This window comes from Acidovorax sp. 106 (assembly GCF_003663825.1).
Classification (GTDB): domain Bacteria; phylum Pseudomonadota; class Gammaproteobacteria; order Burkholderiales; family Burkholderiaceae_C; genus Acidovorax.
The window spans coordinates 1,439,408-1,463,417 of the sequence record NZ_RCCC01000001.1 but is presented as its reverse complement, the minus strand read 5'-3'; the positions used below and the strand labels follow the sequence as shown (position 1 = coordinate 1,463,417).

The window sequence follows — 24,010 nt, the reverse complement described above, 5'->3', positions numbered from 1 at the left end:
TTTGGTCCCCAATGTGACCCCAATGCGCCCCCCGTGCGCCTGGCTTGCGCCTGCGTCCATGGCTGGCGTGCGTTGGTGCACCAATCCGGGATGTCTGCTGGGCAGGGTCGCAAAACCCCTTCACCGCCCCGGCTCAAACCGCACCCCCGCCCAGCGGCGCGCACGCCCTGCCGATAATGAGTCGCGTTAGTAACAAAGTGTTGCAAACCGTGCCCTGCACCTGCCTGCGTCCTGCGGGGCCGGGGTTGCGCCCCACCGGCGCGCCGGGCGCGGGTCCGTCTGTTTTGGTGGCAAGGAGCCTTTGTATGTTTGACCGAATGTCTGTTGCCAAACGCCTGTACCTGGGCTTTGGGTTAATCCTCGCCGTGCTGGCCCTCGTCACGGTGATGGGCGTGTGGAAGGTGCTCATCATCGAATCTGCGCTGTCTGCCAACAGCCAAGAGCACGCGCTCATCCAGCGCTACGCCATCAACTTCCGGGGCTCGGCGCACGACCGCGCCATTGCTGTGCGCGACCTCGCCCTGGCTGGCACCCCCGCAGAAATCGACAAAGAGGTAGCGCTCATCGCCGAGCTGGCCAAGTTCTACGCAGACTCTGCCGCCCCGCTCGAAAAACTCGCAGGCCAGTCGGCCGACAAAGCCGTGCTGGGCAGCCTGTACGCCGCCATCAAAACCATCGAAGCCCAGGCGGTTGCCACAACGCAAAACGTGGTCAGCCAAGCCAAAGCGGGCGATCTGGTCGCGGCGCGCAAAACCCTGTGGGAGCAAGCCAAACCCCAGTACGTGCAATGGCTGGCCGCCATCAACAAACTCATCGACTTTGAAGAAGATCGCCTGCAGGCCGCCAACCGCCTAGCGCTAGATCAAGCGGCGGGCTCTTTGCCCATCATGCTCACCGCACTGGTCGTCGCGCTGATCGGCGGCGCCGTGCTGGCCGTGGCCATCTCGCGCAGCATCTTGCGCCAGCTGGGGGCCGAGCCCACCGCCCTGGGCGCCATTGCCCAGCGCGTGGCCCAGGGCGACCTGCAGTCCTTCACCGTCGACACGGCCGCTGCGCCCTCCAGCGTGGTGGCATCGCTGGCCAGCATGCAAAGCAGCCTCGCGCAAGTCGTGTCTGAAGTGCGCCAGGCGTCTGACGCCATCGCCCTGGGCTCGTCCGACATTGCCAGCGGCAGCGCAGACCTCTCGCACCGCACCGACCAGCAAGCCCAGCACCTGCAAAGCACCTCGGCCTCCATGCAAGACATGACCGAATCCGTGCGCACCAACGCCGAAGCCGCCCAGCAAGCCGCCCAGCTCGCCACCACCGCCCGGGGCGCGGCAGAGCGCGGCGGCGACGCCATGCGCGGCGTTATCGGCACCATGAACGAGATCACCACCAGCTCGCAAAAAATCGCCGACATCATCGGCGTCATCGACTCCATCGCCTTCCAGACCAACATCCTGGCTCTCAACGCAGCGGTAGAAGCCGCCCGCGCGGGTGAGCAGGGCCGGGGCTTTGCCGTGGTGGCCAGCGAAGTGCGCAGCCTGGCCCAGCGCAGCGCCACCGCAGCGCGCGAAATCAAAAACCTCATCCAGGCCAGCGTGCAAACCGTAGGCACCGGCTCGCGCTTAGTTGAAGGCGTGGGCCTGACCATGGACGAAATCGTCAGCCACGTGCGCCAGGTCGCCACCCTGATTCAAGAGATCAGCAACTCCACCAGCAACCAAACCGTAGGCATCGCCCAGGTTAGCGGCGCCGTGGGCGAGCTAGACCAAACCACCCAAGACAACGCCCAACTCGTGCAACACAGCGCCCACGCCGCAGACGCCCTGAACCTGCGCGCCAAGCAACTGGCCGAAGTGGTGCGCGTCTTCAAGCTCGACGCCAGCCACGCCACCACCCAGCAAGCCACCCAGGCACCACAACCCGCCCCCCACCGCCCGGCCATGCACCCCGCAACGCTTGCTGGCCGTGCCCCCAAGCAGTTGCGTTAGTGAGTAGCGTCGGTGGGCTGAAGACCTGCCAACACCCGTTCGGGCTGAGCCTGTCGAAGCCTTGCGTAGCACTCGCAGCCATGAAGGTTGCGGGTGCTACTAAAAATATAGCTGCCTGCGCTTGCTGAATAAGCGCCAGGGCCATATTCATTCATATCATCTTACAGCCACCTACTGGCTTTGGCAGTTGCACAAATCACTCTCTGAATCTACAGTGCGTTAACAATTGCGTACATATTCAGAGAGAGACTGCCCCCGCATGGCGACATTGATACCAGCCCTGGGTGCGTGCCTGCCACGCATGACCAGTGGAGAAAAACGCCTGGCTGAGAGGCTGGAAGACAAACTCGACGACGACTACCTGCTTTGGTACGACGTGCCCGTCGGCCCGCAGCAACTGCACCCCGACTTCATCGTGCTGCATCCCAGCCGGGGCTTGCTGATTCTGGAGGTCAAAGACTTCCGCCTGAGCACCATCGTGCAGGCTGACAAGGAAGACTGGACGATTCTGGACGCCGCCAGCGGTGAGCCCAAGATCATTCAGTCCCCCTTCGCCCAGGCCCGCAACTACGCCCATGCGGTGCTCGATGCCCTGCGCGCCGACAAGCGCCTGGTGCACCCCGATGGCCGCCGCCAGGGCGAAGTGGTGTTTGCCTGGAGCTACGGCGTGGTGCTGCCCAACATCACGCGCAAGCAGTTCACCGAGGCGCAGTTGGGCCAGGCCATTGCGCCCCACTGCGTTATCTGCAGCGACGAGATGACCGACAGCGTGGAGCCCGAAGCCTTTCAGAGCCGCCTGTGGGAGATGTTCCCCTACGAGCGCTACCACACGCTCACCCTGCCGCAGATCGACCGCGTGCGCTGGATTCTCTTTCCGCAGGTGCGCATCCCTGAGCAGGCCAGCCTGTTCGACGAGGCCGACATGCAGGCCGAAGTGCCCGACATGCTGCGCGTGATGGACCTGCAGCAAGAGCAACTGGCCCGCAGCCTGGGCGACGGCCACCGCATCATCCACGGCGTGGCGGGTTCAGGCAAAACCATGGTGCTGGGCTACCGCGCCGAATACCTGGCCCGCGCCCACGCCGCAGGCAAGCCCGTGCTGGTGCTCTGCTACAACGAGCCGCTGGCCGTCAAGCTCGCCGCCACTATGGCCGCCAAGGGCCTGAGCGATCGCGTGCACTGCGTCCACTTCCACAAATGGGCCCGCGCCCAGCTGGTGGCCTATGGGCAGGCCTTGCCCGCAGACAACCAGAGCGTGGACGCCAAGATGGCCGACATGGTCCAGCGCGTCATCACCGGCGTGGACCGGGGCCACATCCCCACCGGCCAATACCTGGCCGTGCTCATCGACGAAGGCCACGACTTTGCGCCCGAATGGCTCAAGCTCGTCACCCAAATGGTGGACCCCACCACCAACAGCCTGCTGGTGCTGTACGACGACGCGCAAAGCATCTACGAGCGCGGCCGCAAAAAGAACTTCAGCTTCAAAAGCGTGGGCATCCAGGCGCAGGGCCGCACCACCATCCTCAAGATCAACTACCGCAACACGCGGCAGATTCTACAAACCGCCAACGCCATCGCGGGCGACCTGCTCACCGCCGAAGACCGCGACGACGACGGCATCCCCCTCGTCAAACCCGTGAGCTGCGGCCGCGACGGCCCCGAGCCCATCGTCATCAACCTGCCCACCCTGCCTGAGCAGGCCACCAAGATCGCCGAGCTGCTGCAAGGCGCGCATGCGGACGGCTTTGCCTGGGGCGACATGGCTGTGCTGTGCCGCGATACCAAGGCGCGCGACCTGTGCGCCAGCACCCTCGCCAAACGCGGCGTGCCCGTGCAAAACCGCTTGGGGCCGGGCGACTATGACCCGTTGGCCAACAGCGTGAAGGTCATGACCATGAAGGTCAGCAAGGGGCTGGAATTTCCGGTGGTGGCGATACCGGGGGTGGAGCGGCTGGGGGCAGAGGCTACCGATGCGGGAGAGAGCGCGCAGGCGCTGTCAGAGGCTGAGATGCTGGCGCGCAGGGAGGCGGCGCGGGTGTTGTATGTGGCGGCGACCAGGGCTACGCAGAGGTTGGTGCTGGGGTGCGTTTGAGAGCTGCCAACACAACCTCTTGGCGTTGTTTTCCCGCCTTGTCTTGCTCGTACGGCCTGCGACGGAACGCCTACGGTAGCCAACTGCTGGAGCAACTGAGCCTACAGCTCTCGCGAGAGTTTGGCCGAGGTTTTGACGCCCGCAACCTGCGCCGCATGGTGCAGTTTGCCCTGGCCTTCCCGCAGCGCGAGATTGGCGCGACGCTGTCGCGACAAGTTAGCTGGAGCCATCTGGTGCGTGATCTCTATGCGACGGGCAATGCGTGCGGCGAAATGCTCGTCCTGCGCGCAGACACCGAAACGCGCGACCTGAGAGCCTGCTTCCTGGCGCAACGCAAGCTGCCGGTAGAGAACCGGCTGGGCTCTGGCGACTTTGACCCCATCAGCAACAAGATCAATGCGATGACCATGAGGGTTAGCAAGGGTCTGGAATTCCCCGTGGTGGCGCTACCCGGCGTGAGGCATATGCCTGCGCCCGGGGGCGCGCGAGAAGGAAGCGGCGCGGGTGTTTTATGTGGCGGCGACTCGGACAACGCAGAGGTTGGTAGTTGCTTGAGTCGGAATGGTGCTTTTGGGCAGATATTTAGCAAATAGAAAGAAAAATATCTTGGCAAGAATGATCCCTGCGGACGGACCGCAAGACACGGAAAGCTCAGCGGAAGTGTCTGTTTACTATCTTTTAAAAAGAGGCTTATCAGATGATTTTACGGTCATCCATAGCCTCCCATGGCTCGCTGCGGCTGCCACGGAAATCAATGGTAATAGTGCACCGACAGGTGAAATTGATTTTCTCGTTTTGCATGCAAGACTAGGAATTTTGGCGCTCGAAGTGAAGGGAGGGAAATACAAAGTTCAGGGCCTCAAATTTGTTCACACAACCAAGAATTTTTCCATATCGCCAATTTCCCAAGTGCGGAAAAATATTCACGGCCTTGCTACTTGGCTTGGTGCAGACCCTTCTCTGCGCTGGAAAATTCATTATGGATTGATATTTCCTAACAGCGATTTTAACGATTCACTCGTAAGTACTGCGCTCACGGATGTGACAACTAATCCTCCACAAAAAATTTTTGTAGATAGGCAAGATTTTTCAGAACTTGCTAGTCGCGTCAATGAAATCATGGAGTATTGGTTCGGCGCCTTGAAACAAAAAGCTTTGGGTACAAATCGATTGCAGAAGATTATTGATGCAATTTGCCCGGACTTCGATGGAACTCCGCAATGGGGATCTCGCGTTGCCTATGATAAGAAAATGTGGTTAAAGCTAACAGCGGAACAAACGGTAGTCGTAAATGCAACCGCCAAAAAATTCAGGTCGCTGGTTACTGGCTGGCCTGGCACGGGAAAAACCATTATTGCAACTGAAGTTGCTCGGCAAAAATTATCTGAAGGCAAGAAAGTTCTATTCTTAACCTTCAATAAACTTTTGTCTGAGCATGTACAAACCCAACTAGGTGATAACGTAAATTTAACTGTGCTCACTTGGCATAGTTTCTGCGCAAAGTTTGCTCGTTCCAATAGAAAGGAAGGTGAACGAAGTGATGATTGGCTTGAAGCAGGTTGTCTACGCGACTTCAAAGAAGCAGTTAACCAAAAAAACACGCCCCACTACGACATTATGCTTATCGATGAGGCTCAGACATTTCGAGCTGACTGGATAAATTCCATATGCCAATGGCATGAGGGTGAAATTGCGGTATTTTGCGATGCCACACAAGTCTTCTCATTTGAGCGAGATCGAATCTCTCTGAACGATTTGTGCCATGAGCTGAATATTCCACAACCCTTTGTTTTGACTATTCCACTTCGCTCTCCCAAAGCGATATTTGACAGATTGCGGGAAGTTCGACCACCCAATCATCAAACATATTCCCCCAGAGAGTTGGAACTGGACTCACTTCAAGAGAAGCTAGTTGTAAACATGGACGAGGCTCTCATGACAACTCTCTCCGAACTGGCAAGGACAGGGCTCAGTTCGTCAGATATTGCAGTGCTTTCAAAGTTTGGTTGGCAAACGCCAGGAAAACAAGCCAATGGAATATTTGAAACAGTTTCGCGATTTAGAGGGCTTGAGGCATCCGTTGTTGTCATATGCCACGCAGAGAAGATGGATGATCTAGAGCTTTTCAGCGCGTATTCCAGGGCAACGAGCGTATGTATAGCCCTCTATGACGCGGAAACATTGGGTGCAAAAGCACCTGAGTCCGGATTTCAGCAAGTTATTCTCAGCTCGCCTAGAAATGCAAAAGATGCGCAGATTGCTTATCAAAGCGCCCAAACCCGTGGCGTGCTCGACACTAATCTGAAACCTCAGTGGTACCCGTTTAATACCATTGATATCGGGTGGTGTTCCTCCTGGGGTGGGTGGCTAATTGCGCGAGGAAAATTACGTGTTTTGGCGGACTTATGGATGGATTATTTGCTAATGCATCACCCGTGGCCAGTTTTTATTTGGTCCGAGGAAGCAATCCGGGAAGTTGAGTTTTATCAACCTGAAGATCAACAATATTTGAATTTCTACAACCCTCTTGAAACATTGCGGTGTGAAACCTGTAACAAGGTGACTCCGCAAAAAAGAATAGTTCAGAGGCCTTGCTTATGTTTATTTTGCAGTGGATTCCATGTTAACACCTTGATGCCACAACCAGATCTCATTGAAAAACTTCGTGAACTGGATATTGTTACTTCTCTACCACCCAATGTCAGAACGGCAGAGCAATTAAAAAACCTTCCTCTTTCGCTGGCCGCCGTCGCGCTTGCAAAATATGCGAATGAGAATTCCCGGAGAGATGGAGTACTGAATTCGAGTGTTAATTTTGGATCAGGCGTCTATAGGGCTGCGATGGCATTTGTCTATTCGCATATAGTGTTGCTTTCGGAAAATAAAACAATCGACGCTACTGCTCTAGCGCAAAGGACATATAGCAGTTACACACCACCTGAAGGACTATCTCAAAAGGAATGGAAGATTCTGATTGATCGTGCACTATCAGTTTGCTACAACAATCGAAAGCTAGTTGAAAAAGTAAGCAAAGGCGTCTACAAACCTATTTCCAAGACTCAGTCCGAGTAGTCGAATATTATTTTGATAGGAAACCCTGCGATAACTCGTACCAACCAAGTCCAAAATAGTAGGGCATCTTGTTTGGCAACTTCAACAAGTTACATGCTCGTATCACTAATTGCAGTTCTCAAGGTCTTTTACCCTTTTGATAGGCGCCAGTATGCTCAAGCAGCAACTAGCCAAACCAGCGAGAAAAGCCCCAATCTCCCATGCACGAAATCATCTGCCCCCACTGCAGCAAAGCCTTCAAGGTTGACGAGGCGGGGTATGCCGACGTCCTCAAGCAGGTGCGCGATGGCGAGTTTGAGTAGCAGTCGCTCGAGCGGCTGGAGCTGGCCGAGCGGGAAAAAGGCGATGCGCATGGTTCCTTTCGTCACCAAATCGCGCTGGCCTGTCGCTTTTGGAAGAAGCGCGCCCACGACTGGGCCTCGCTGGCGTGTTTGGCATGAAGGCATATGTGATGGAAGGGCTGAAGTTGCGCATTTCGGTATGTTTTGTGTTTTCTGCTTTTTTACCGAAAACTGAATCAAAACAATGGTTTAAATGCATGGTGGATGCCTGTTTTGTGTAGTGCGGAGCATGCTTGTCGCTCAACACAGCGCGATTGCGCTACAACCCATTTCTTCCACCTTGATGAGCATTGGCACCCCACCCATGGCAACCGCCCCCCATCCTCGGCCTCAGCCACCTCACCTTCATCGTCCGCGACGTAGACCGCACCGCCCGCCTGTTCTGCGAAGGCCTGGGCGCAATGGGATGTCCTGCATAACTCCCTGCGGACGCTGACAGCACGGCTTCGGGCGGTCCACTGCGTTGCTTTTCTTGCCAATAGCTGGGCTATTGGCTGCAAAAAGACGCCTTGTGGCCCATCCCGATCCGCACTATCACCGCCTCGCGAGGGTCATGCAGGACATCCCAAGCGGTGTACGACAGCCAGGGCCGCAACTTCTCGCTCTCGCGCGAGAAGTTTGTGTTGCTGGGCGGGCTGTGGCTGGCGTTCATGCAGGGGGAACCATCGGCTGAACGCACCTATCGCCACGTTGCCTTTGCCGTGGCTGACGAGGATTTGCCCGCTTGCGAGGCGCGGCTGCGGGCGCTGGGCGCAGAGGTGAAGCCGCCCCGCCCACGGGTGGAGGGCGAGGGGCAGTCGCTGTACTTCTACGACTTTGACAACCACCTGTTTGAGCTGCACACCGGCACGCTGGAGCAGCGGTTGGCGCGGTATGCGCAGGGGTAGGTGCTGAGGTAGGCGGTGGGGGTTAGGCCTGCGGCATTGCCGTCAGGTCGGTGCGCTGTTTCTAATCGCCGCGTTCTGTGCGGTGAATAACGCCGCAAAACGGGTGAAGCGCGGATGCGGAAGCGGTTTTTGCTGCGTTTTTGATAGCTGTCTGCGCCTATTTCTATTGCGCTAGAGGCCAATTTGGCCTTCAACATTCGCCGCGTCGGACTTGAGCAGACCGCGCAGGGCCTTCTGGCGCACGCCTCGTTTGCGCAGGGGGCTTGATAGGGCCGTGATTGGCGCGATTTCAACGATCGCGCCTCGTTCTTGCTGAATTGCGCCACAATCGCGCCATGAAGCCCGAAATCGCGCCAGCGCCATATCCGCCGCATCCGACAGTTCCGCCGCTGGCGTCCCCCTTGCTGCAAAGCATTCAAGGCGCCCCCGACGGACTCGGTTTGGCGCAGTTGTTGGCGTTGCACCCTGATGTGTCGCGCCGCACGGCCCAGCGGTTGCTGGCGGGGTGGGTGGCCGGGGGGCATATCGTGGCGGTTGGCCAGGCGCGCGCGCGGCGGTATGTGGCAAGTGCGCAGGCCGCCAGCGCCAACAGGTCGAACGCGGCGAACTTGGCGAACAGGGCGCAAGGCACGGCGGACCACTTCCCTGCCACCATCCCTTTGTCTGCCGACAGCCGCGACGTGCTGGACTATGTGGACCAGCCTCTGTCGTCGCGCAAGCCCGTAGGGTATCAGCGCGATTTTCTGCAGGCGTACGAGCCCAACCTGACTTGGTATCTGCCTGCTCCGCTGCGCCGCCAGTTACACAACATGGGGCACACGGCGCAGGCTGGTGAGCCCGCAGGCACTTACAGCCGCGCCATCCTGAACCGGCTGCTCATCGACCTGTCGTGGGCGTCCAGCCAGCTGGAGGGCAACACCTATTCGCGGCTGGATACGCGGGCGTTGATTGAGCACGGGCAGGTGGCACACGGCAAGGCGGCCACAGAGACGCAAATGATCCTGAACCACAAGACCGCCATCGAGTGGCTGGTGGAGAGCGTGGAGCGGCAGGGCAGTGCGAGCGCGGCCGGGTTTGACCGCTACACGCTGCTGAACCTGCACGCTGCGTTGTCTGAAAACCTGTTGCCCAACCCGGCGGACGAAGGGCGCGTGCGCCAGCACATCGTAGAGATTGGCAAGAGCGTGTTTCGCCCCTTGTCGGTGCCGCAGCAAATCGACGAGGCATTGGCCATGCTGCTGACGAAGGCCAGCCAGATTGGCGACCCGTTCGAGCAGGCGTTTTTTATGCTGGTGCACGTGCCGTATTTGCAACCCTTTGCCGACATCAACAAGCGCACCTCGCGGCTCATCGCCAACTTGCCGTTGTTTCGCGCCAACCTGTGCCCGTTGACCTTTGTGGATGTGCCCGAGGCCGCCTACAGCCGCGCGGTGTTGGGCGTGTACGAGTTGACCCGCGTGGAGCTGCTGCGCGACGTGTTTGTGTGGGCGTACGAGCGCTCTACGCAGGAGTACCTGGCCATCAAACAAGACCTGGCCGAGCCCGACCCCGTTCGCCTGGCCTACCGCGATGTGATCAAGCAGACCGTTCACGCGGTGGTGATGCGCCCGGGTGAGGATGCCATGCCTTTGATGGCCCAGGCAGTGGCCGCCCGGGTGCCCGAGCCTGACCGTGCCGCTGTGTTGTCCATCACGGTGGATGAACTGCGCCGCCTGCACGAAGGCGTGTTGGCGCGCTACGGGTTGCGGCCCTCGGAGTTTGCAGCGTGGAAGGCGCAGGCTGCAGATTGAGAGCGGCTCACAAAACACCCTTGGCGTCGTTGTTCCGTCTTGTCGTACCTCACGTACTGCCTGCGACGCAACGCCTAGCCAAGGCCGCTGCGCTGAGTTTTGTGAGCCGCGCTAGCTACTAAATTAATAGCATTTAGCGCTTTTGGTACGGGCGCTAGAGGCCAATTGGGCCTGATGAGGTGCCTGCCCAGACAAGACCGTTTGCCCCAGGCCTGTCGAAGGGCTGTGCGCCAAAGCGCCCTGGCTTCGACAAGCTCAGCCCGAACGGTTGGGGCAAATGGGAGGCGTGTCGCTCATCAAGCCATTTGGTCTCAAACATTCGCCGAATCCGCCTCCGCCTCGGGCCACAGCTGCGGAAACATGAAGCGCAGCGCGTGCTGCGGCAGGCCAAAGCGCACTTTGCCTTGGGGCGAGTCGGACTTGAGCAGGCCGCGTTTGACCAGTGCGCCCAGTGCGTCGGTGGCGCCTCGGTCGCTCATGCCCAGCATGGCTTTGAATTCGCCGCGCGGCATGTCTTCGCCACTTAAGAACAGGTAGTGCAGGCCGCGCAGGGCCTCTTGGCGCACGCCTTGTTTGAGCACGGTGGCTTCAAACACCAGGCAGGCTTCGATGCGGGATTTGATGGCATCAAAGTCCAGCAGGCCGGCCATGAAGCGCACTTGGTCCAGGCAGGTGTCGAGCACGTAGTCGGCCCACGCAATGAGGGCTTGCTCGCTCAGGTTGCCGCGCCCGTCCAGGTCGCCACGGCGCAGGCTGTCGGCGTCGGCCAGCAGCGCGTAATAGCGCTCGGTGCTGCGCGCAAAGCCGCGCAGGGGCGACCACAGCCCGCCGGTGTAGCCCATGGCCGTGAGCCAGGTGTGGGTGTGCAGCCGCATAACGCGCCCATTGCCATCGACAAAGGGGTGCACCCAGCCCAGCCGCTGGTGCGCGCAGGCCAGCGCTACCAAAGCTGCCTCGCCACGGCGCACGCCACCATAAAAAGCCGCCCAGCGCTGCAGAAACAGGGGCACGGTGGCATGCGCTGGCGCTACATGCTGGCCCACGCGCACATCGCGCTGGCGCAGTGCACCGGGGGCGATGGGCTCTTGCTCTGATGTGAACAGGTCGGCGGCGGGCAGGTGGGCAAACAGGGTGTGGTGAATGTCTTGTAGTGCCTCTGGCGCATACAGCCTGGCCGCGCCTTCAGGCCCGGCGTAGCGGTGTTCCAGCGCCTGCTCGGCTTCGATGTGGGCGATGGCCAGGCGCTGCTTGGCGGCCAGCGCAGCATCCTTGGAGAAGTCTTGCCGCAGGGCTTGATCGATCTCGTGCGGGCGGGTGTGCTGCCCCTCAATGCGGTTGGTGTAGTAGGAGTTCATGCTGCGCAGCAGGCTGCGCAGCTCTGGCGGCACACGGGTGCCCGCCAGGGTGGTGGCCAGCCGAGACAGGTCATGCGCTTTGGCCAGCAGGGGTTCCATGCGGGCGTCTGCTGGCAGCAGAGGTTCGAACTGATGGGCTTCGGTGTACATCCGACTATTTTGCCAAGATTAATGTGTTTGTAACTATATGATTTGAAATTGATTTTCTTTTATTTGTCTAACTTTTTTGCCAAGATTATTGCCTGTGGTGGCGGCACCAGTGATAACCGGCCGGGTGGCCACAAGCTCTGCGTTTTGTAGCGCCCGCCCAAGGTGGGGTCGTTTTCGTTGTTGATACGGCCCTTTGAAGCTTCAAAAACCGTTCAGGCTGAGCTTGTCGAAGCCCTTTGACACGCTCAGGGCGTGCGGTTCACACGTCACCGTTCCGCACCCATCGTTATTTTCCAAAATGCCGTTTACCGATAGAAGTGAACAAATCAATGGAGCAACCATGATCACGGGGCCGATGCCTGCGCTGGATCTGCCTTGCAGTCAATTGCTTCTCTTTTGGTAGCTGCTAGCGCACAGCCTATAAGCGCTAGCGGCCTATTTGGCATGCAATATGGCGTTGCGTTTAGCGGCAGTGGCAGTGGCGGCGACTGTCGGCATTCCGCCTTCAGGCATGCAGGTCGGCAGGCACACGCCTGCCGCTACCATCATCGCTGTGCATTGCTGCATGACAAAAAGGATTCCACCATGGTGTTTGCCAAGACAAGAACCACGCTGCGGCGGCTGGCTGCGGGGCTGCTGCCAGCGCTGGCGGTGGGGGCGGCTGCGCTATCGGGCGGCAGCGCCGGTGCGATGGCGCTGGCAAGCCATGGCAACACCCTCATCTTGTCGGGCCCGGTCATCGGTGGGGATCTGGCGATGGTGAAGGACGCTTTTGCCGCCAACCCCAAGATCGACCTGGTGGTGTTGCGCAACTCGCATGGGGGCGATGCCTGGACAGGCTACCGGGTGGGTGAGCTGCTGCGCGAGGCGGGGGTGACGACGGCAGTGTCGGGCTACTGCATTTCCTCGTGTTCGCGTATGTTTTTGGGCGGCAAGCAGCGCGTGTTTACCAACGACTACCCGGCCGACCGCACCTATGTGGGCTTCCACGGGCACTACAACGCGCAAGGTAATCTGGACCCACAGGCTGTGAGCCAAGGCGGGCTGTACGCCTGGACACTGAAGCACTCGGACGGCAAGGCCGACCCAGCGCTGGTCAAGCGCTGGATTGCGATCGAGAAGAACAGGGGCGCGGCCAACTTCTTCCACCCCGATGTGGCGCCCGCGCTGGGGCACAGCGTGTTTTTCTGCGATGGGCTGCAGGCGCAAAAGGTCACCAGCTGCGAGGCGCTGGGCACCCATGCGCTGGAGCGCGGCGTGATCACCGACGAGCGCCGCATCGCCAGCCCTGACCAGGACGCGCTGCCCGAGAAGCAGCGCGCGCGCCAGTTCCCCGCCAGTGGCTATGCGGCGCTGGACGCCTCGCACAAGCTGCCCCTGGATGCGCCGGCGGGTCTGGAGCAATACCAGCGCTACCTGCTGGCGTCGCTACCCCGCGCGTTTGCGGTGGCGCCTACCCGTAAGCACTGGGCCTGGGTGGCGGGCGGCGCGGACGATGTGAATGCGCAAGCCCTCAAGCGCTGTGAAGAACGGGCCCAGCAGGCTTGCGTGCTGTACAGCGTGGACGACAACGTGGTCTACAAATAGCTTGCCGCCATGGGCTATAGATTCGGCCCTTTGAGGCTTCAAAAACCATTCGGGCTGAGCGCTTCGAAGCGCGGCGCGGGGCTTCGGCGTGCTCAACCCGCTCAGCCCAAACGGCTTGGGCAAACTGCAGGCGTGTAGCCCATCAAGCAATGTGGCCGCAACCATTCGCCAAATTTGCATGGCACAACTTGCCCCCGGAGCCTGCCAGTGCCCGGCTGGGCACTCCGCCTCAGATCTTGATGAACTGGCTGGCCGACAACGCGCCAAACGGCAGCTCTGACAGGCGGCCGCCCACGGCCAGCGTGCCCAGGTCCACCGGGAAGTAGCCAATGGCGTCCAGCACCTTGCGCACTTCGGCCTTGGCGGCTGCGTCGTCACCCGCGTAGAACATGGCGCGTTGGCCGCCAGAGACCTGGGGCTGGGCCAGCACGTTCACGTCCAGGTGGTTGAACGCCTTGACCACACGGGCGCCGGGCACAAATTCGCTGAACACTTCGCTGGACGAGCGGCCGCCCAGGTCAATGGCCTTGATGCCGTAGGCCGCCAGCGGGTTGCTGGGGTCTTTGGCGGCGGGCGAGTTGGGGTCCAGAAACTCCACGGGGTTGGTGCCGTCGATGACGATGCGGCCGTTCCACGCGGGCAGGCTACCCAGGGCCTGGCCAAGGTCTTCCCAGCGCACGGCGATGAGCACGATGTCTGCGGCGGCAGCTTCAGCCACGGTGCCCGCTTTGATGGTGGGGCCCAGTTCAGCCACCAGCGTGGCCAAAGATTCCGGGCCGCGCCGGGTGGAAATGGTGGCCGACAGGCCTTTGCTGGCCAATGCGCGTGCCACGTTAGAGCCGAGACCGCCAGAGCCGATGATGCCGATGTTCATGATGTTTTCCTTGGTAAATAAGTGAAGTGGGTGGAGGGAAAGGGAACGGAAAGGGAACGGGAAGTGAAAGTAAGGAGAGCGGGAACGGGAAAGTGAAAAGTCGAATGTGGAAAGGGGGGATGAAAGGGGTTAACCCAGCCGCCCGGCTTGGCGCAGTTGCCCGGCAATGCGGCGGATTTCTGTCTCGCCCTGCGCCAGGGTGGCCGCGCTGGTGTGCACCGAATAGCGGCCCATGACCAGCTCATGCGGGTGTGGCACGGCAGAGCCCAGCACAAAGCTGGTGGCTTCGGTGGCCACACATTCAATGCTTTGGCCGGAGGGCTCAAACGCCACCAGCTCGCCGGCGGCAATGGCTTCGCCCGCCGTCAGCGCGCCGGTGGCTATGGCCGCCCACGCTACGGTGTGGTCGGTGGGCGGGGTGTAGGTCCAGCGTTCGCCCTGGGCCAGGCGCACGGCCAGGTAGGTCATGCCTTCGGGCGCCGCCACGGGGCTGTGCGCTGGGCCGTAGGCACCCATCAGCACGCGCACCGGGCCCACCTGCGGCACCAGCTCGGGGGCCAGGTACTGGCTTTGGGCGGGGGCGTTTTCTAGCGCGGCGGGCAGCGCCACCCACAGCTGAAAGCCCACGCCCGGTGCATCGCCCACGGGGGCGCCGGTGTGCCATACGCCGTTGCCGGCACGCATCCATTCCACACCGCCCGCAGGCAGCAGGCCCGCTTGGCCGGTGCTGTCTTCGTAGCGCACATCGCCTTGCGACAAGAACGTGACGGTGGCAATGCCCGAGTGGGGGTGCATGCCAAAGCCCTGCTGCGCTGCGCCGGGCGTGAAATGCACCAGGTCCAAAAAGATGAAGGGCTTGAGCGCCTGGCCCAGGTCGCCAGGGCTCATGAGGCGGGTGATGGGGCCGTGCGTGGTGCCCCGGGTGCGGTGGGCGATGGCGCGGGGGGCGGTAGCGGGTGCAGACATCAGGGGTACCTTGGAGGTGTTGAAGTAATGCCTGTAGCTTAAAAATTCATCGATTGATTGACTAGATAGCGCAATATGATTGCACTCGTCCATAAACGGAAGGAATGTGCCCATGCTGGACCTGAACGACGTGGCCATCTTTGTGCAGGTGGTGCGCTGCGGCAGCTTTGCCGAGGCCTCGCGCCGCCTGGGTGTGCCGCCCAATACGCTGAGCCGCCGGGTGCAGCAGCTCGAAGCGCAGCTGGGCACGCGGCTCATGCAACGCTCTACCCGCAACCTCACGCTCACCAGCGCGGGGCAGGTGTTTCTGGAGCGCTGCAGCGGCGCGGTGGAAGGGCTGATGGACGCGGGCGAGGAGTTGCTGGCCGTGAACCAGGAGCCCAGCGGCCTGGTGCGGGTGGCGGCCCCGGCCGACTTTCTGGACTTTTTTGCGATGGAGTGGCTGACCGAGTTCTTGGTCGCACACCCCAAGGTGCGGGTGGACTTTGTGCTGAGCGACGGCCGCGCCGACCTGATTGCAGACCGTATTGACGTGGCGTTTCGGGGCGGCATTTTGGAAGACTCGGGCCTGTTTGCCCGCAAGGTGCTGGATGCGGGCAGCGACGGCTTGGTGGCCAGCCCGGCCTACATCGCCCGCCGGGGTGTGCCCGCCACGCTGCAAGACCTGGCCCACCACGACTGCCTGGTGTTTGGCCACCCCAGCGGCAAGGCCACCTGGCGCGTGACGGGGCCAGACAACGCCCCGGCCGAGGTGCAGGTGTCAGGCCGCTTCAGTGGCAACACGGCGCAGGGCCTGCGCAAGGCCGCGCTGGCGGGCCTGGGCATTGCGCTGCTGCCCTCTACGCTGACGCAGCGCGACCTGCGCGAGGGCCTGCTGGTGCCCGTGCTGCCCCAGTACCACCAGCGCGGCCACGGCGTGCACATGGTCTACCCCAGCCGACGCTACCTGCCTTTGGCGGTGTCCGCGTTCATTGACCTGGTCATCAGCAAGATGGGCGCGATGCAGGAACTGCCGCCGCAGGGGGAGGGTTGATAAGGCATGAGGTCACTGGAGTCGTTCACGCTGAGCTTGTCGAAGCGCCGCGCAAGGCTTCGACAGGCTCAGCCCGAACGGGTATGAGTGGTCACGAGGCCCAGCGGTTTAAAGGGCGCAGTGCGGCCTTGGTGCGGGCCTGGCGCGGGCCTATTGATCCGACACGAACCTACTGGAACCGTTCACGCTGAGCTTGTCGAAGCGCTGCGCAAGGCTTCGACAGGCTCAGCTCGAACGGGTATGGGTGTCACGAAGCCCGACGGTTTAAAGGGCACAGTGCGGGCCTGCTGCGGGCCTCTTGATCCGGCACGAACTACTCAAACCGTTCACGCTGAGCTTGTCGAAGCGCTGCGCGAGGCTTCGACAGGCTCAGCCCGAACGGGGATGGGGGTCACGAGGCCCAACGGTTTCAAGGGCATGGTTCGGGCCTGGGGCGGCCCGCTGCGCGCCTATTCATCCGGCGCGAACCTACTCAAACCGTTCACGCTGAGCCTGTCGAAGCGCTGCGCAAGGCATCGACAGGCTCAGCCCGAACGGATACTTCTGGTGGCTGCCCTACACCACCAGCCGCGAGTGCCCGACGCCCCCACCCTTCACCACGCGGATCTGCGCTGGGATGCGCTCCTTCAGCGCCTCTACGTGGCTGATGATGCCGATCATCTTGCCGCTGGCGTTGAGCGAATCGAGCGCCGTCAGCGCCACCTCCAGCGTGTCGCCGTCCAGCGAGCCAAAGCCTTCGTCCAGAAATAGCGAGTCGATGGAGGTCTTGTGGCTCACCAAGTCAGACAGCGCCAGGGCCAATGCCAAGCTGACCAGAAAGCCTTCGCCGCCCGACAGGGTGCGCGTGTCGCGTGCCACGTCGCCTTGCCAGGCGTCCACGATCTCCAGTTCCAGCTCGCCGGTCGATTTGCGGCGCAGCAGGTAGCGGCCATGCAGGCGCAGCAGGTGCTGGTTGGCCAGTTGCAGCAGGTGGTCGAGCGTGAGGCCCTGGGCGAACTTGCGGAATTTGTCGCCCTTGGCAGAGCCGATCAGCGCGTCCAGCCGCTGCCACACATCGGTGTCGGCCGTCTGCGCGCTGATTTGTGCGAACAGGGCTTGCTGTTGGGTGCGCTGCTGCGCGTCTTGGGCCAGCAGGGCGCGGTGGGCGCCGATCTGTTCGCTCAAGGCGCTGCGCTGCGCTTCCAGATCTGCGAGGCGGGCGGTCAGCTCGTCCAGTGTGTTTGGCGTGAGGGCCTGCGCCTGCAGCGCTGCGTGGCGGGCCTGTGCGGCTTGCAGCAGGGCGTCGGCGCGTTGCTGTGCGGCCAGCAACGCGTCCTTTAGGGCGGCCAAGCGCTGGCGTTCGGGCTCGGGCAGCAAGGCGGCTTCAAAGGCGGGCAGGTCGGCAAATGGGCTGGCCTGCAGTGCCGTGTGCCATGCCTGGGCCGCCGCTTGCAGGTCAGCGGTTTGCTGGGCCAGCGTGGCTTGCGCCTGGGCCTGGCGGCCCTCTAACGCGGCCAGGGTGCGCTGTAGGCGGTCAATGGCGTCGATGCTGGCTTGCAGGGCGGCGGGGGCGTCGTCGTCGCGGGTTTCGTCCCACAGGTCTCGCTCGTCGGCGTGCACGTCGGCATCGGTGGCGTTCGCGTTAGCGTTGGGGCCCTGCGCTGCGGCGGTGGTGTCTGTAGCGCCGTGCGCAGACGCCTGCAGCGCAGCGCAGCGCTGCGCCCATTGCTGGGCCTGGGCTTGCGCGGCGTCGCATTGCGCCTGCAGCCGCGTGATGCTGTGGGCCAGCGCCTGCAGCTCGGCCTGGGTGTCGCGCCAGCGCTGCCATTCGGCTTCGCGCGCTTGCAGCCAGGGGGCGGGGTTGGCGGGCAGCTCGTAGCCTGCGGCGTGCAGGGCGGTTTGCAGTTGGGCCTGCAGAGCGGTGCCTTCGGCCTCGGTGGCGGCAAGCGTGTTGGCCAGCGCGGCGTGGCGCGCCTGGGCTTCGGCTGCGGCCTGCTGCTGCAGTGCCAGCTGGTGCGTGGCGGCGTGCAGGGCCTGGTCGCACTGGGTGGCTGTGGCCTGGGCTTGCTGCACGCGCTGGGCTGCGGCCTCGGCGCGGTGCAGGGCGCCTTCCAGTTGGGCCAGCGTGGCTTGCGCGGCGCTGTGGCCTGTGGCGATGCGGTCGGCGTGCTGCCAGTCCTCAGGGTGCAGCGCGTTCGGTGTGTCCTGTGTGTTCAGAGGCGCAATGCAGGCGGCCCAGTCGGCCTCCCACTGCGTGATGCGCTGGTCGGTGGCGCGCTGCTGCTCCAGGCGTTCGGCCAGCCGGGTTTGGCTGGTGGTCAGCGCTTGGTTGATTGCCAGCCCCCGCTCGGTCACCGCTTCTAGCTCAGCCTGCTTGTGCTGCAGCGCGGCCTCGGTGGCGGATACGTCCAGCGCCTGGTAAGCCTCGATGGCGGGGTGCTCCGTGCCGCCGCACAGCGGGCAGGGCTGGCCGGGTTGCAGGGCGTGGCGGTGCTGGTCCAGGCTTTGGATGCGGCGCTCTTGCTCCAGCAGTTGGCGCTTGTCGGCCACCTGTTCCTTCAGGCTGTTGTACTGGGCGCGCAGGGTTTGGCGCGTGGCTTCGTGCTCGGCCGCGGTGGTGTGCAGGCGCTGCGCTTCAGCCGCCAGGGCGGTGTGCTGCTCGGCCAGTTCGCGCCGTTGCTGCGCCTGCTGCTGGACTTGCTGCCACGCGGCGACATGGCCTTGGGCGTGTTGCCAGCGCTCGCGCAGCGTGGCGATGCTGTGGCCGCCCAGCGTGTCGGCGTGGTCTGCCTGTGCGGCGTGCAATGCGGCGGCGGCAGCGGCCTGGGCGTGTGTGGCGCCCTCCACCTGGATGCTTTGGGTGACGACCTGCTCGCTGCGCTGGGCGACGGTGGCCTGCAGCGTTTGCAGGGCCTGCTGCTGCTCGGCCCGCAGCGCATGCAGCGTTTGCTGCTGCGCAAACTGCTGGCGCCATGCGCCCAGGCGTTCGCCCAGGTGCGCGTGCTGGGCGTGGGTGGCGCAGTAGTCTGCGTGGCGCTGCTGTGCAGCCTGGGCCTGCGCCAGTGCGGCCTGCGCGGCCCGGGCCACGCGCTGGGCCAGCGCGGCGGCGGTGTGGTGGTGTTGCGTGTGCAGTGCTCCTTCCTGCTGGTGCTGGGCCTGCAGCGTGGCCAGCAGGGCATGGCTGGCCTGGCAGGCGGCCTGCGCCTGCTGCCAGGCGGCGTGCGGCGCGCGCAGGGCCTGGGCGGGCTCGCTGTCGGCCAGGCGTTGCAGGTCTGGGGCGGCGGCTTGCAGTGCGGCGCTGGCTTGTCGCTGGCCGGTGGCGGCGTCTGCCACGGCCTGCGCGCCTTGCGCCAGGTCGATGTGCCACTGGCGCTGCGCGCTGGTGGTGGCCTGGGCTTGCTGCACGGTGGTCAGCGTTTGGGTCCAGCCGTCTACTTCGGCCTGCATGGCGGCGATGCGCTCGGCGGGCAGCAGCTCCACGCCGTCGGCGCGGGCTTGGAGCTGGCCCAGTTGCTCGCGGGCATCGCGCGCTTGCTCAAACACGCGGCGGGAGATTTCGCCGTAGATGTCGGTGCCGGTCAGTTCTTCCAGCAGCTCGGCGCGGTCGTTGGCACTGGCGTTGAGGAAGGCCGCAAACTGCCCCTGCGCCAGCAGCATGGACCGCGTGAAGCGCCCAAAGTCCAGGCCCGTGATGTCGGCCACGCGCCGCAGCTTGTCATTGGTCTGGCTGCTGAGGATGGTGCCCAGGCCGGTGGCCGGGTCGACCTGGGCCAGCTCGACCTTGGGGTCTTGCAGGGCGCCGTCCACCTTGTCGCGGGCGCGGCGCTGGCTCCAGAAGGCGCGGTACACGGTGCCCTTCACTTCAAACTCCACCTCGGCCAGGCAGTCGGCGGTGTGGCGTGTCATGAGGTCGTTGGCTGATTTGGAGACGCTACTGAGGCGCGGCGTCTGGTGGTACAGCGCCAGGCAGATGGCGTCGAGCAGCGTGGACTTGCCCGCGCCCGTGGGGCCGGTGATGGCGAACAGGCTGTTCTCGGTGAACGGCGGCTGGGTGAAGTCGATGGCCCACTCGCCCTTGAGCGAGTTCAGGTTTTTCAGGCGCAGCTTCAGTATCTTCATGCCGCGCCGCCTTCGGTGATGCCTTGCACGACGGTGCGGTAGCGCTGCTCCAGCGCCTGCTGCAGCTCGGGCGCCAGAGCTTCGGCGGCCAGGCGGCGGGCAAACACGTCGTGGGGGCTCAGCTCGTCCAGCGTCTCCTGGGTGGCCGACTGCAGCGCGGCAGCGGCGCTGGTGCGCTGGCGGCGCACGCGCAGCACCTCCACGGGCAGGCCCAGCACCATGGCGTTGATGCGCTCGGGCAGGTCTTGCAGGTAGTCGTCTTCGGCCACGGTCACCTCCAGCCAGGCGGGCTGCTCGGCCGTGCCTTCCAACGCGGCGGCGGTGATGGCGCTGGGCAGCGTCGCTAGGTTGCCGGCCACCGAGATCAGCGCCTGAAAGCGCGGCACGGGCAGCGCAGTGACGGCGGCCAGGCCGGTGGCGTCCAGGTCCACCAGCAGCACTTCTTTTTGCTGCTTGGCTTCGTCAAACCCCAGCGGTATGGGCGAGCCGCAGTAGCGGATGTGATCGAGCCCGCCCACCTTTTGCGGCTGGTGGATGTGGCCCAGGGCGATGTAGTCCACGGGCGGAAACGCGGCGGTGGGAAACGCGTCGAGCGAGCCCACATAAATCTCGCGCACCGAGTCGTTGCTGCTTGCCCCCACGGTGGTGAGGTGGCCGGTGGCGATGAGCGGCACCACTCGGCCCAGCGCCTGCTGTAACTGCGCTTGCCGGGCGCGGCCTGCATCCACCACCGCCTGGTAATAGGCCTGGAGGGCTGCTTGCAGGGACTGTTGCTTGTCCTGCGCGCTTTGCCCCGCCTGGCTTTGCCACACATCGCGCGGGCGGATGAAGGGCACGGCGCAGACGATGCAACCGGGCTCGCCAGCGCCAGCGCTTTCTCCGCGCCGGGGCAACACCACCACATGGTCTGCGGGCTCGTTCACAGAAGCCACCACGGAGGCGTTCAGCACCGCCAGCAGCGCGCGGCTTTCGCCCAGTGTGGCGACCGAGTCATGGTTGCCGCCCAGCAGCAGCAGCGCCACGCCTGCGCGGTGCAGGCTCACCACCAAGTGGCTGTACAGCTCGCGGGCGTAGCTGGGGGGCGCGCCGGTGTCAAAGATGTCGCCGGCAATCAGCACCGCGTCCACCGCGTGCGTATCGACCTGCACCAGCAGCCAGTCGATCAGCGCCTGGTGTTCGGCCTGGCGGCTCTTGCCCATGAAGTGCTGGCCCAGGTGCCAGTCGGAGGTGTGGAGGATGCGCATGGGGCGGGAGGTTGTGGTGGGGCGGTGGTGTGGCCAAAGCGGGGCCTGAAGCCTGCCGCCAGAGTGGTTGAAAATACTATGGTTTTAATAGCTTTCAGCGCTTATAAATAAAGCGCTGCAGGCCTATTTCACTTTATATCTCTGCCCATTCCGCCAGCTTGCGTTGCAGGTCTTCTTTGCTGGGCAGGTAGAGCTGGTATTCCTTGGCGTGGATGTTGGCGTCTTTGGGCAGGGTTATCTCCACCAGTGCCTCGTGCTTTTTCTTGCACAGCACGATGCCGACCGTGGCTGCTTCGGTGTCGGTTTTGACGTAGCGGTCAAAGTAGTTGACGTACATCTGCATCTGTCCCAAGTCCTGGTGCGTGAGTTTGCCCAGCTTGAGGTCGATGAGCACATAGCAGCGCAGCAAGCGGTTGTAGAAGACCAGGTCTACAAAAAAGTGCTCGTCATCGAACGTGAAGCGCTTTTGTCGTGCTTCGAACAGAAAGCCTTTGCCTAGCTCCAACAGGAAGCGCTCAATCTGGCTGATGATGGCGGCCTCCAGGTCGGACTCGGAAAAACGGGCCTGCTCGGACAGGCCCAGGAACTCCAGCACCAAGGGCTCCTTGAGCAAGTCGCTGGCGCGGCTGACGGTTTGCCCTTGCTGCGCCAGTTGGCGGATACCTTCTGGGTCGCGGCTCAGGGCCAGTCGTTCGTAGAGTCCGCTCTGAAACTGGCGCCGCAAATCCCGCAAAGTCCAGTTTTGCTGGGTGGATTCGATCTCGTAGAAGCTGCGTTCCTCGGCTTTCTGGATGCCCAGCAGAAAGACATAGTGAGACCAGCTGAGTGTGAAGGGGCGTTTGCTGGTGTCTGTGCCCAATAAGCCAGACAGTGTCTGACCTATGGTTCCAGGCGTGTGAAGCACAGAAAGGTCAGACAGCGTCTGACCTATTCGGGGGGAGTACAGCACATAGAACTGCCGCATGAGCTTGAGGTTGGTGACGGAAAAGCCGCTTCCAAACTCGGTGCTTAAGCGTTCGGCCAATTGCTTGAGTACGGCCTTGCCGTATTCCGCACGATCCTCACCCTGCTGCTCAAACTCGACAATGTGCCGCCCAATCTCGAAATTGGTGTGCACCTGCACCAGATCGACACCCCGCGCAATGGTGTTGCGGGCCGATTCGATGAGCGAGCGGATGCGGGTGAACAGCGCAGAGGTGGGGTTGGCAGCAACGGGAGCGGTGCGGGGCGTTTTCGGCATGCCTGAATCCTCGGTAGCGGGGCAAAGGGTGCAAAGGGCGCGAAAAGCTGGATTTTTACACAGTGTTTTGGGCGTATGCACCACGCCTGCGCTGGCTTGCCGCTGCACGCTGCCCTTGCCGCGAGCGCAGGGCTGCGCACGTCAACGCGCTGGCTGTGCGGCGCCTTCTGCTTCGGTGTGTGTTGCCAGTTTCGCTGCCCGCCGCCCCGACCACAGCCCCTCGGCCGTGTACAGCGCCAGCGCTACCCAGATCAGCACAAAGCCCACGGCGCGCGGGCCGGCGAAGGTTTCGCCGTAGAGGAACACGCCCATCAGCGCCAGGATGGACGGGGTGATGTACTGCAAGAACCCCATGGTGGACAGCGGCACGCGCCGCGCGCCTGCGGCAAACAGCAGCAGCGGGATGGCGGTGACAGGGCCGCTGAGCACAAAGAACATCCAGGTGTGCGCGTCGTGCGCAGGCCAGGCGCCCAGGGCGCCTGCTGCACTTGATGGGCCTGCAGCGCCCATGCCCAGGCCGCCCCACAGCAAGGCCACCAGGGCCAGTGGGGCCAGCAGCATGGTTTCCAGCGACATGCCCTCCAGCGCGCCCAGCGTGGCTGTTTTGCGCATCAGGCCGTAAAAGCCAAACGTCATGGCGATCAGCAGCGCCAGCCACGGCACATGGCCCGATTGCACCGCCATCCACAGCACGCCACTGGCGGCCAGGGCAAAGGCTGCCCACTGGGCTTTGCGCGGGCGTTCGTGCAAAAAGGCAAAGCCCAGCGCCACGTTGATGAGCGGCAGGATGAAGTAGCCCAGGCTGGCGTCCAGCACATGCCCGTTGTTCACCGCCCAGATGTAGCTGAGCCAGTTGCCCGCCAGCAGCAGCGCCGACACCGCAAACTTGCCCACCAGGGCCGGGCTGCGGCGCACGTCGCCCAGCCAGGCAAAGCGGCGAAGCACCGCCAGCACGATGAGCACAAACACCAGCGACCACACCATGCGGTGCAGCACCACTTCCAGCGCCGTGGCGGCCTGCAGTTGCTTGAAGAACAGGGGGAACAGGCCCCACAAGACATAGGCCGACAGGCCGTAGAGGATGCCGCTGGACATGGAGAAGTGGGTGAGGTGTGTGACAGAAAAGGTGCATTCATGCCGGGCAGTGCAGGTTCCGCTTCGGTACCGCATCGGTCCCGCTTCCGGTTCGCTTTGGTGCCTGCTTCGGCACCCGCTTCGGCGGCTGCTGGGCAAGGGGCTGCACGGTATCACGAACCGACCCAGCGCACGCTGTACACGCGGTGGGCGGGGGAGAGCCGGGGA

General features: G+C 62.8%; 14 protein-coding genes and 2 pseudogenes. 9 read left to right on the top strand and 7 right to left on the bottom strand.

Features of this window, described 5'->3' with window-relative positions:
* Positions 1-317: 317 nt before the first annotated feature.
* The 7 genes and pseudogenes from C8C98_RS06580 to C8C98_RS06550 all read left to right on the top strand — a co-directional run bounded on the left by C8C98_RS06580 (position 318) and on the right by C8C98_RS06550 (position 10,161).
* A complete protein-coding gene (locus C8C98_RS06580; RefSeq protein WP_233574470.1) occupies positions 318-1,976 on the top strand; it encodes a methyl-accepting chemotaxis protein in 1,659 nt (552 codons plus the stop codon).
* Between the two features lie 259 nt (positions 1,977-2,235).
* Complete coding sequence (locus tag C8C98_RS06575) at positions 2,236-4,071, top strand: DEAD/DEAH box helicase (RefSeq protein WP_199726561.1); 1,836 nt, start codon at positions 2,236-2,238, stop codon at positions 4,069-4,071.
* Positions 4,072-4,109: 38 nt separating this feature from the next.
* Positions 4,110-4,664: a DUF1016 N-terminal domain-containing protein gene (locus C8C98_RS21870; RefSeq protein WP_199726560.1), complete on the top strand. Its 555-nt coding sequence runs from the start codon at positions 4,110-4,112 to the stop codon at positions 4,662-4,664.
* 22 nt (positions 4,665-4,686) lie between these two features.
* Positions 4,687-7,143, top strand: coding sequence for a nuclease-related domain-containing DEAD/DEAH box helicase (locus C8C98_RS06565; protein WP_233574660.1), 2,457 nt, complete (start codon positions 4,687-4,689; stop codon positions 7,141-7,143).
* Positions 7,144-7,343: 200 nt separating this feature from the next.
* Positions 7,344-7,442 (top strand): annotated as a pseudogene (locus C8C98_RS22015) (DUF2130 domain-containing protein); the annotation flags it as partial.
* A 605-nt stretch (positions 7,443-8,047) separates the two neighbouring features.
* Positions 8,048-8,371 (top strand): annotated as a pseudogene (locus tag C8C98_RS06555) (FosX/FosE/FosI family fosfomycin resistance thiol transferase); the annotation flags it as partial.
* Between the two features lie 335 nt (positions 8,372-8,706).
* Positions 8,707-10,161 (top strand): Fic family protein, encoded by a 1,455-nt coding sequence (locus tag C8C98_RS06550; RefSeq protein WP_121453605.1) that lies wholly within the window; start codon positions 8,707-8,709, stop codon positions 10,159-10,161.
* A 311-nt stretch (positions 10,162-10,472) separates the two neighbouring features.
* Here C8C98_RS06550 and C8C98_RS06545 read toward each other — a convergent pair whose 3' ends face one another.
* Positions 10,473-11,666 carry a Fic family protein gene (locus C8C98_RS06545; protein ID WP_121453604.1) on the bottom strand — a complete coding sequence of 398 codons (1,194 nt, stop codon included), beginning with the start codon at positions 11,664-11,666 and terminating at the stop codon, positions 10,473-10,475.
* Positions 11,667-12,224: 558 nt separating this feature from the next.
* Between C8C98_RS06545 and C8C98_RS22010 the strand changes: the two genes are divergently transcribed.
* Positions 12,225-13,253, top strand: a complete 1,029-nt coding sequence (locus C8C98_RS22010) for a hypothetical protein (protein WP_233574469.1) — start codon at positions 12,225-12,227, stop codon at positions 13,251-13,253.
* Between the two features lie 229 nt (positions 13,254-13,482).
* Here C8C98_RS22010 and C8C98_RS06535 read toward each other — a convergent pair whose 3' ends face one another.
* Together C8C98_RS06535 and C8C98_RS06530 are read right to left on the bottom strand one after the other, a co-directional pair.
* Entirely contained in the window at positions 13,483-14,127 is a 645-nt protein-coding gene (locus C8C98_RS06535; protein WP_121453603.1) for an NADPH-dependent F420 reductase, read from the bottom strand.
* Between the two features lie 129 nt (positions 14,128-14,256).
* The gene (locus tag C8C98_RS06530; protein ID WP_121453602.1) at positions 14,257-15,093 is read right to left on the bottom strand and encodes a pirin family protein; all 837 of its coding nucleotides are present in this window, start codon (positions 15,091-15,093) and stop codon (positions 14,257-14,259) included.
* A 112-nt stretch (positions 15,094-15,205) separates the two neighbouring features.
* Here C8C98_RS06530 and C8C98_RS06525 point away from each other — a divergent pair, with 112 nt between their 5' ends.
* Positions 15,206-16,126, top strand: a complete 921-nt coding sequence (locus C8C98_RS06525; RefSeq protein ID WP_121453601.1) for a LysR family transcriptional regulator — start codon at positions 15,206-15,208, stop codon at positions 16,124-16,126.
* Between the two features lie 555 nt (positions 16,127-16,681).
* On the opposite strand, the gene C8C98_RS06520 is transcribed toward C8C98_RS06525, so the two are convergent.
* From C8C98_RS06520 to rarD, 4 genes are all read right to left on the bottom strand, one after another.
* Positions 16,682-20,224, bottom strand: coding sequence for an AAA family ATPase (locus C8C98_RS06520; RefSeq protein ID WP_121453600.1), 3,543 nt, complete (start codon positions 20,222-20,224; stop codon positions 16,682-16,684).
* Complete coding sequence (gene sbcD / locus C8C98_RS06515) at positions 20,221-21,468, bottom strand: exonuclease subunit SbcD (protein ID WP_121453599.1); 1,248 nt, start codon at positions 21,466-21,468, stop codon at positions 20,221-20,223. The genes C8C98_RS06520 and sbcD overlap by 4 nt, the downstream gene beginning before the upstream one ends.
* A 133-nt stretch (positions 21,469-21,601) precedes the next feature.
* A complete protein-coding gene (locus C8C98_RS06510) occupies positions 21,602-22,708 on the bottom strand; it encodes a YhcG family protein (RefSeq protein ID WP_121453598.1) in 1,107 nt (368 codons plus the stop codon).
* 141 nt (positions 22,709-22,849) lie between these two features.
* Positions 22,850-23,803: an EamA family transporter RarD gene (rarD, locus tag C8C98_RS06505; protein WP_121453597.1), complete on the bottom strand. Its 954-nt coding sequence runs from the start codon at positions 23,801-23,803 to the stop codon at positions 22,850-22,852.
* Between the last annotated feature and the right edge of the window lie 207 nt (positions 23,804-24,010).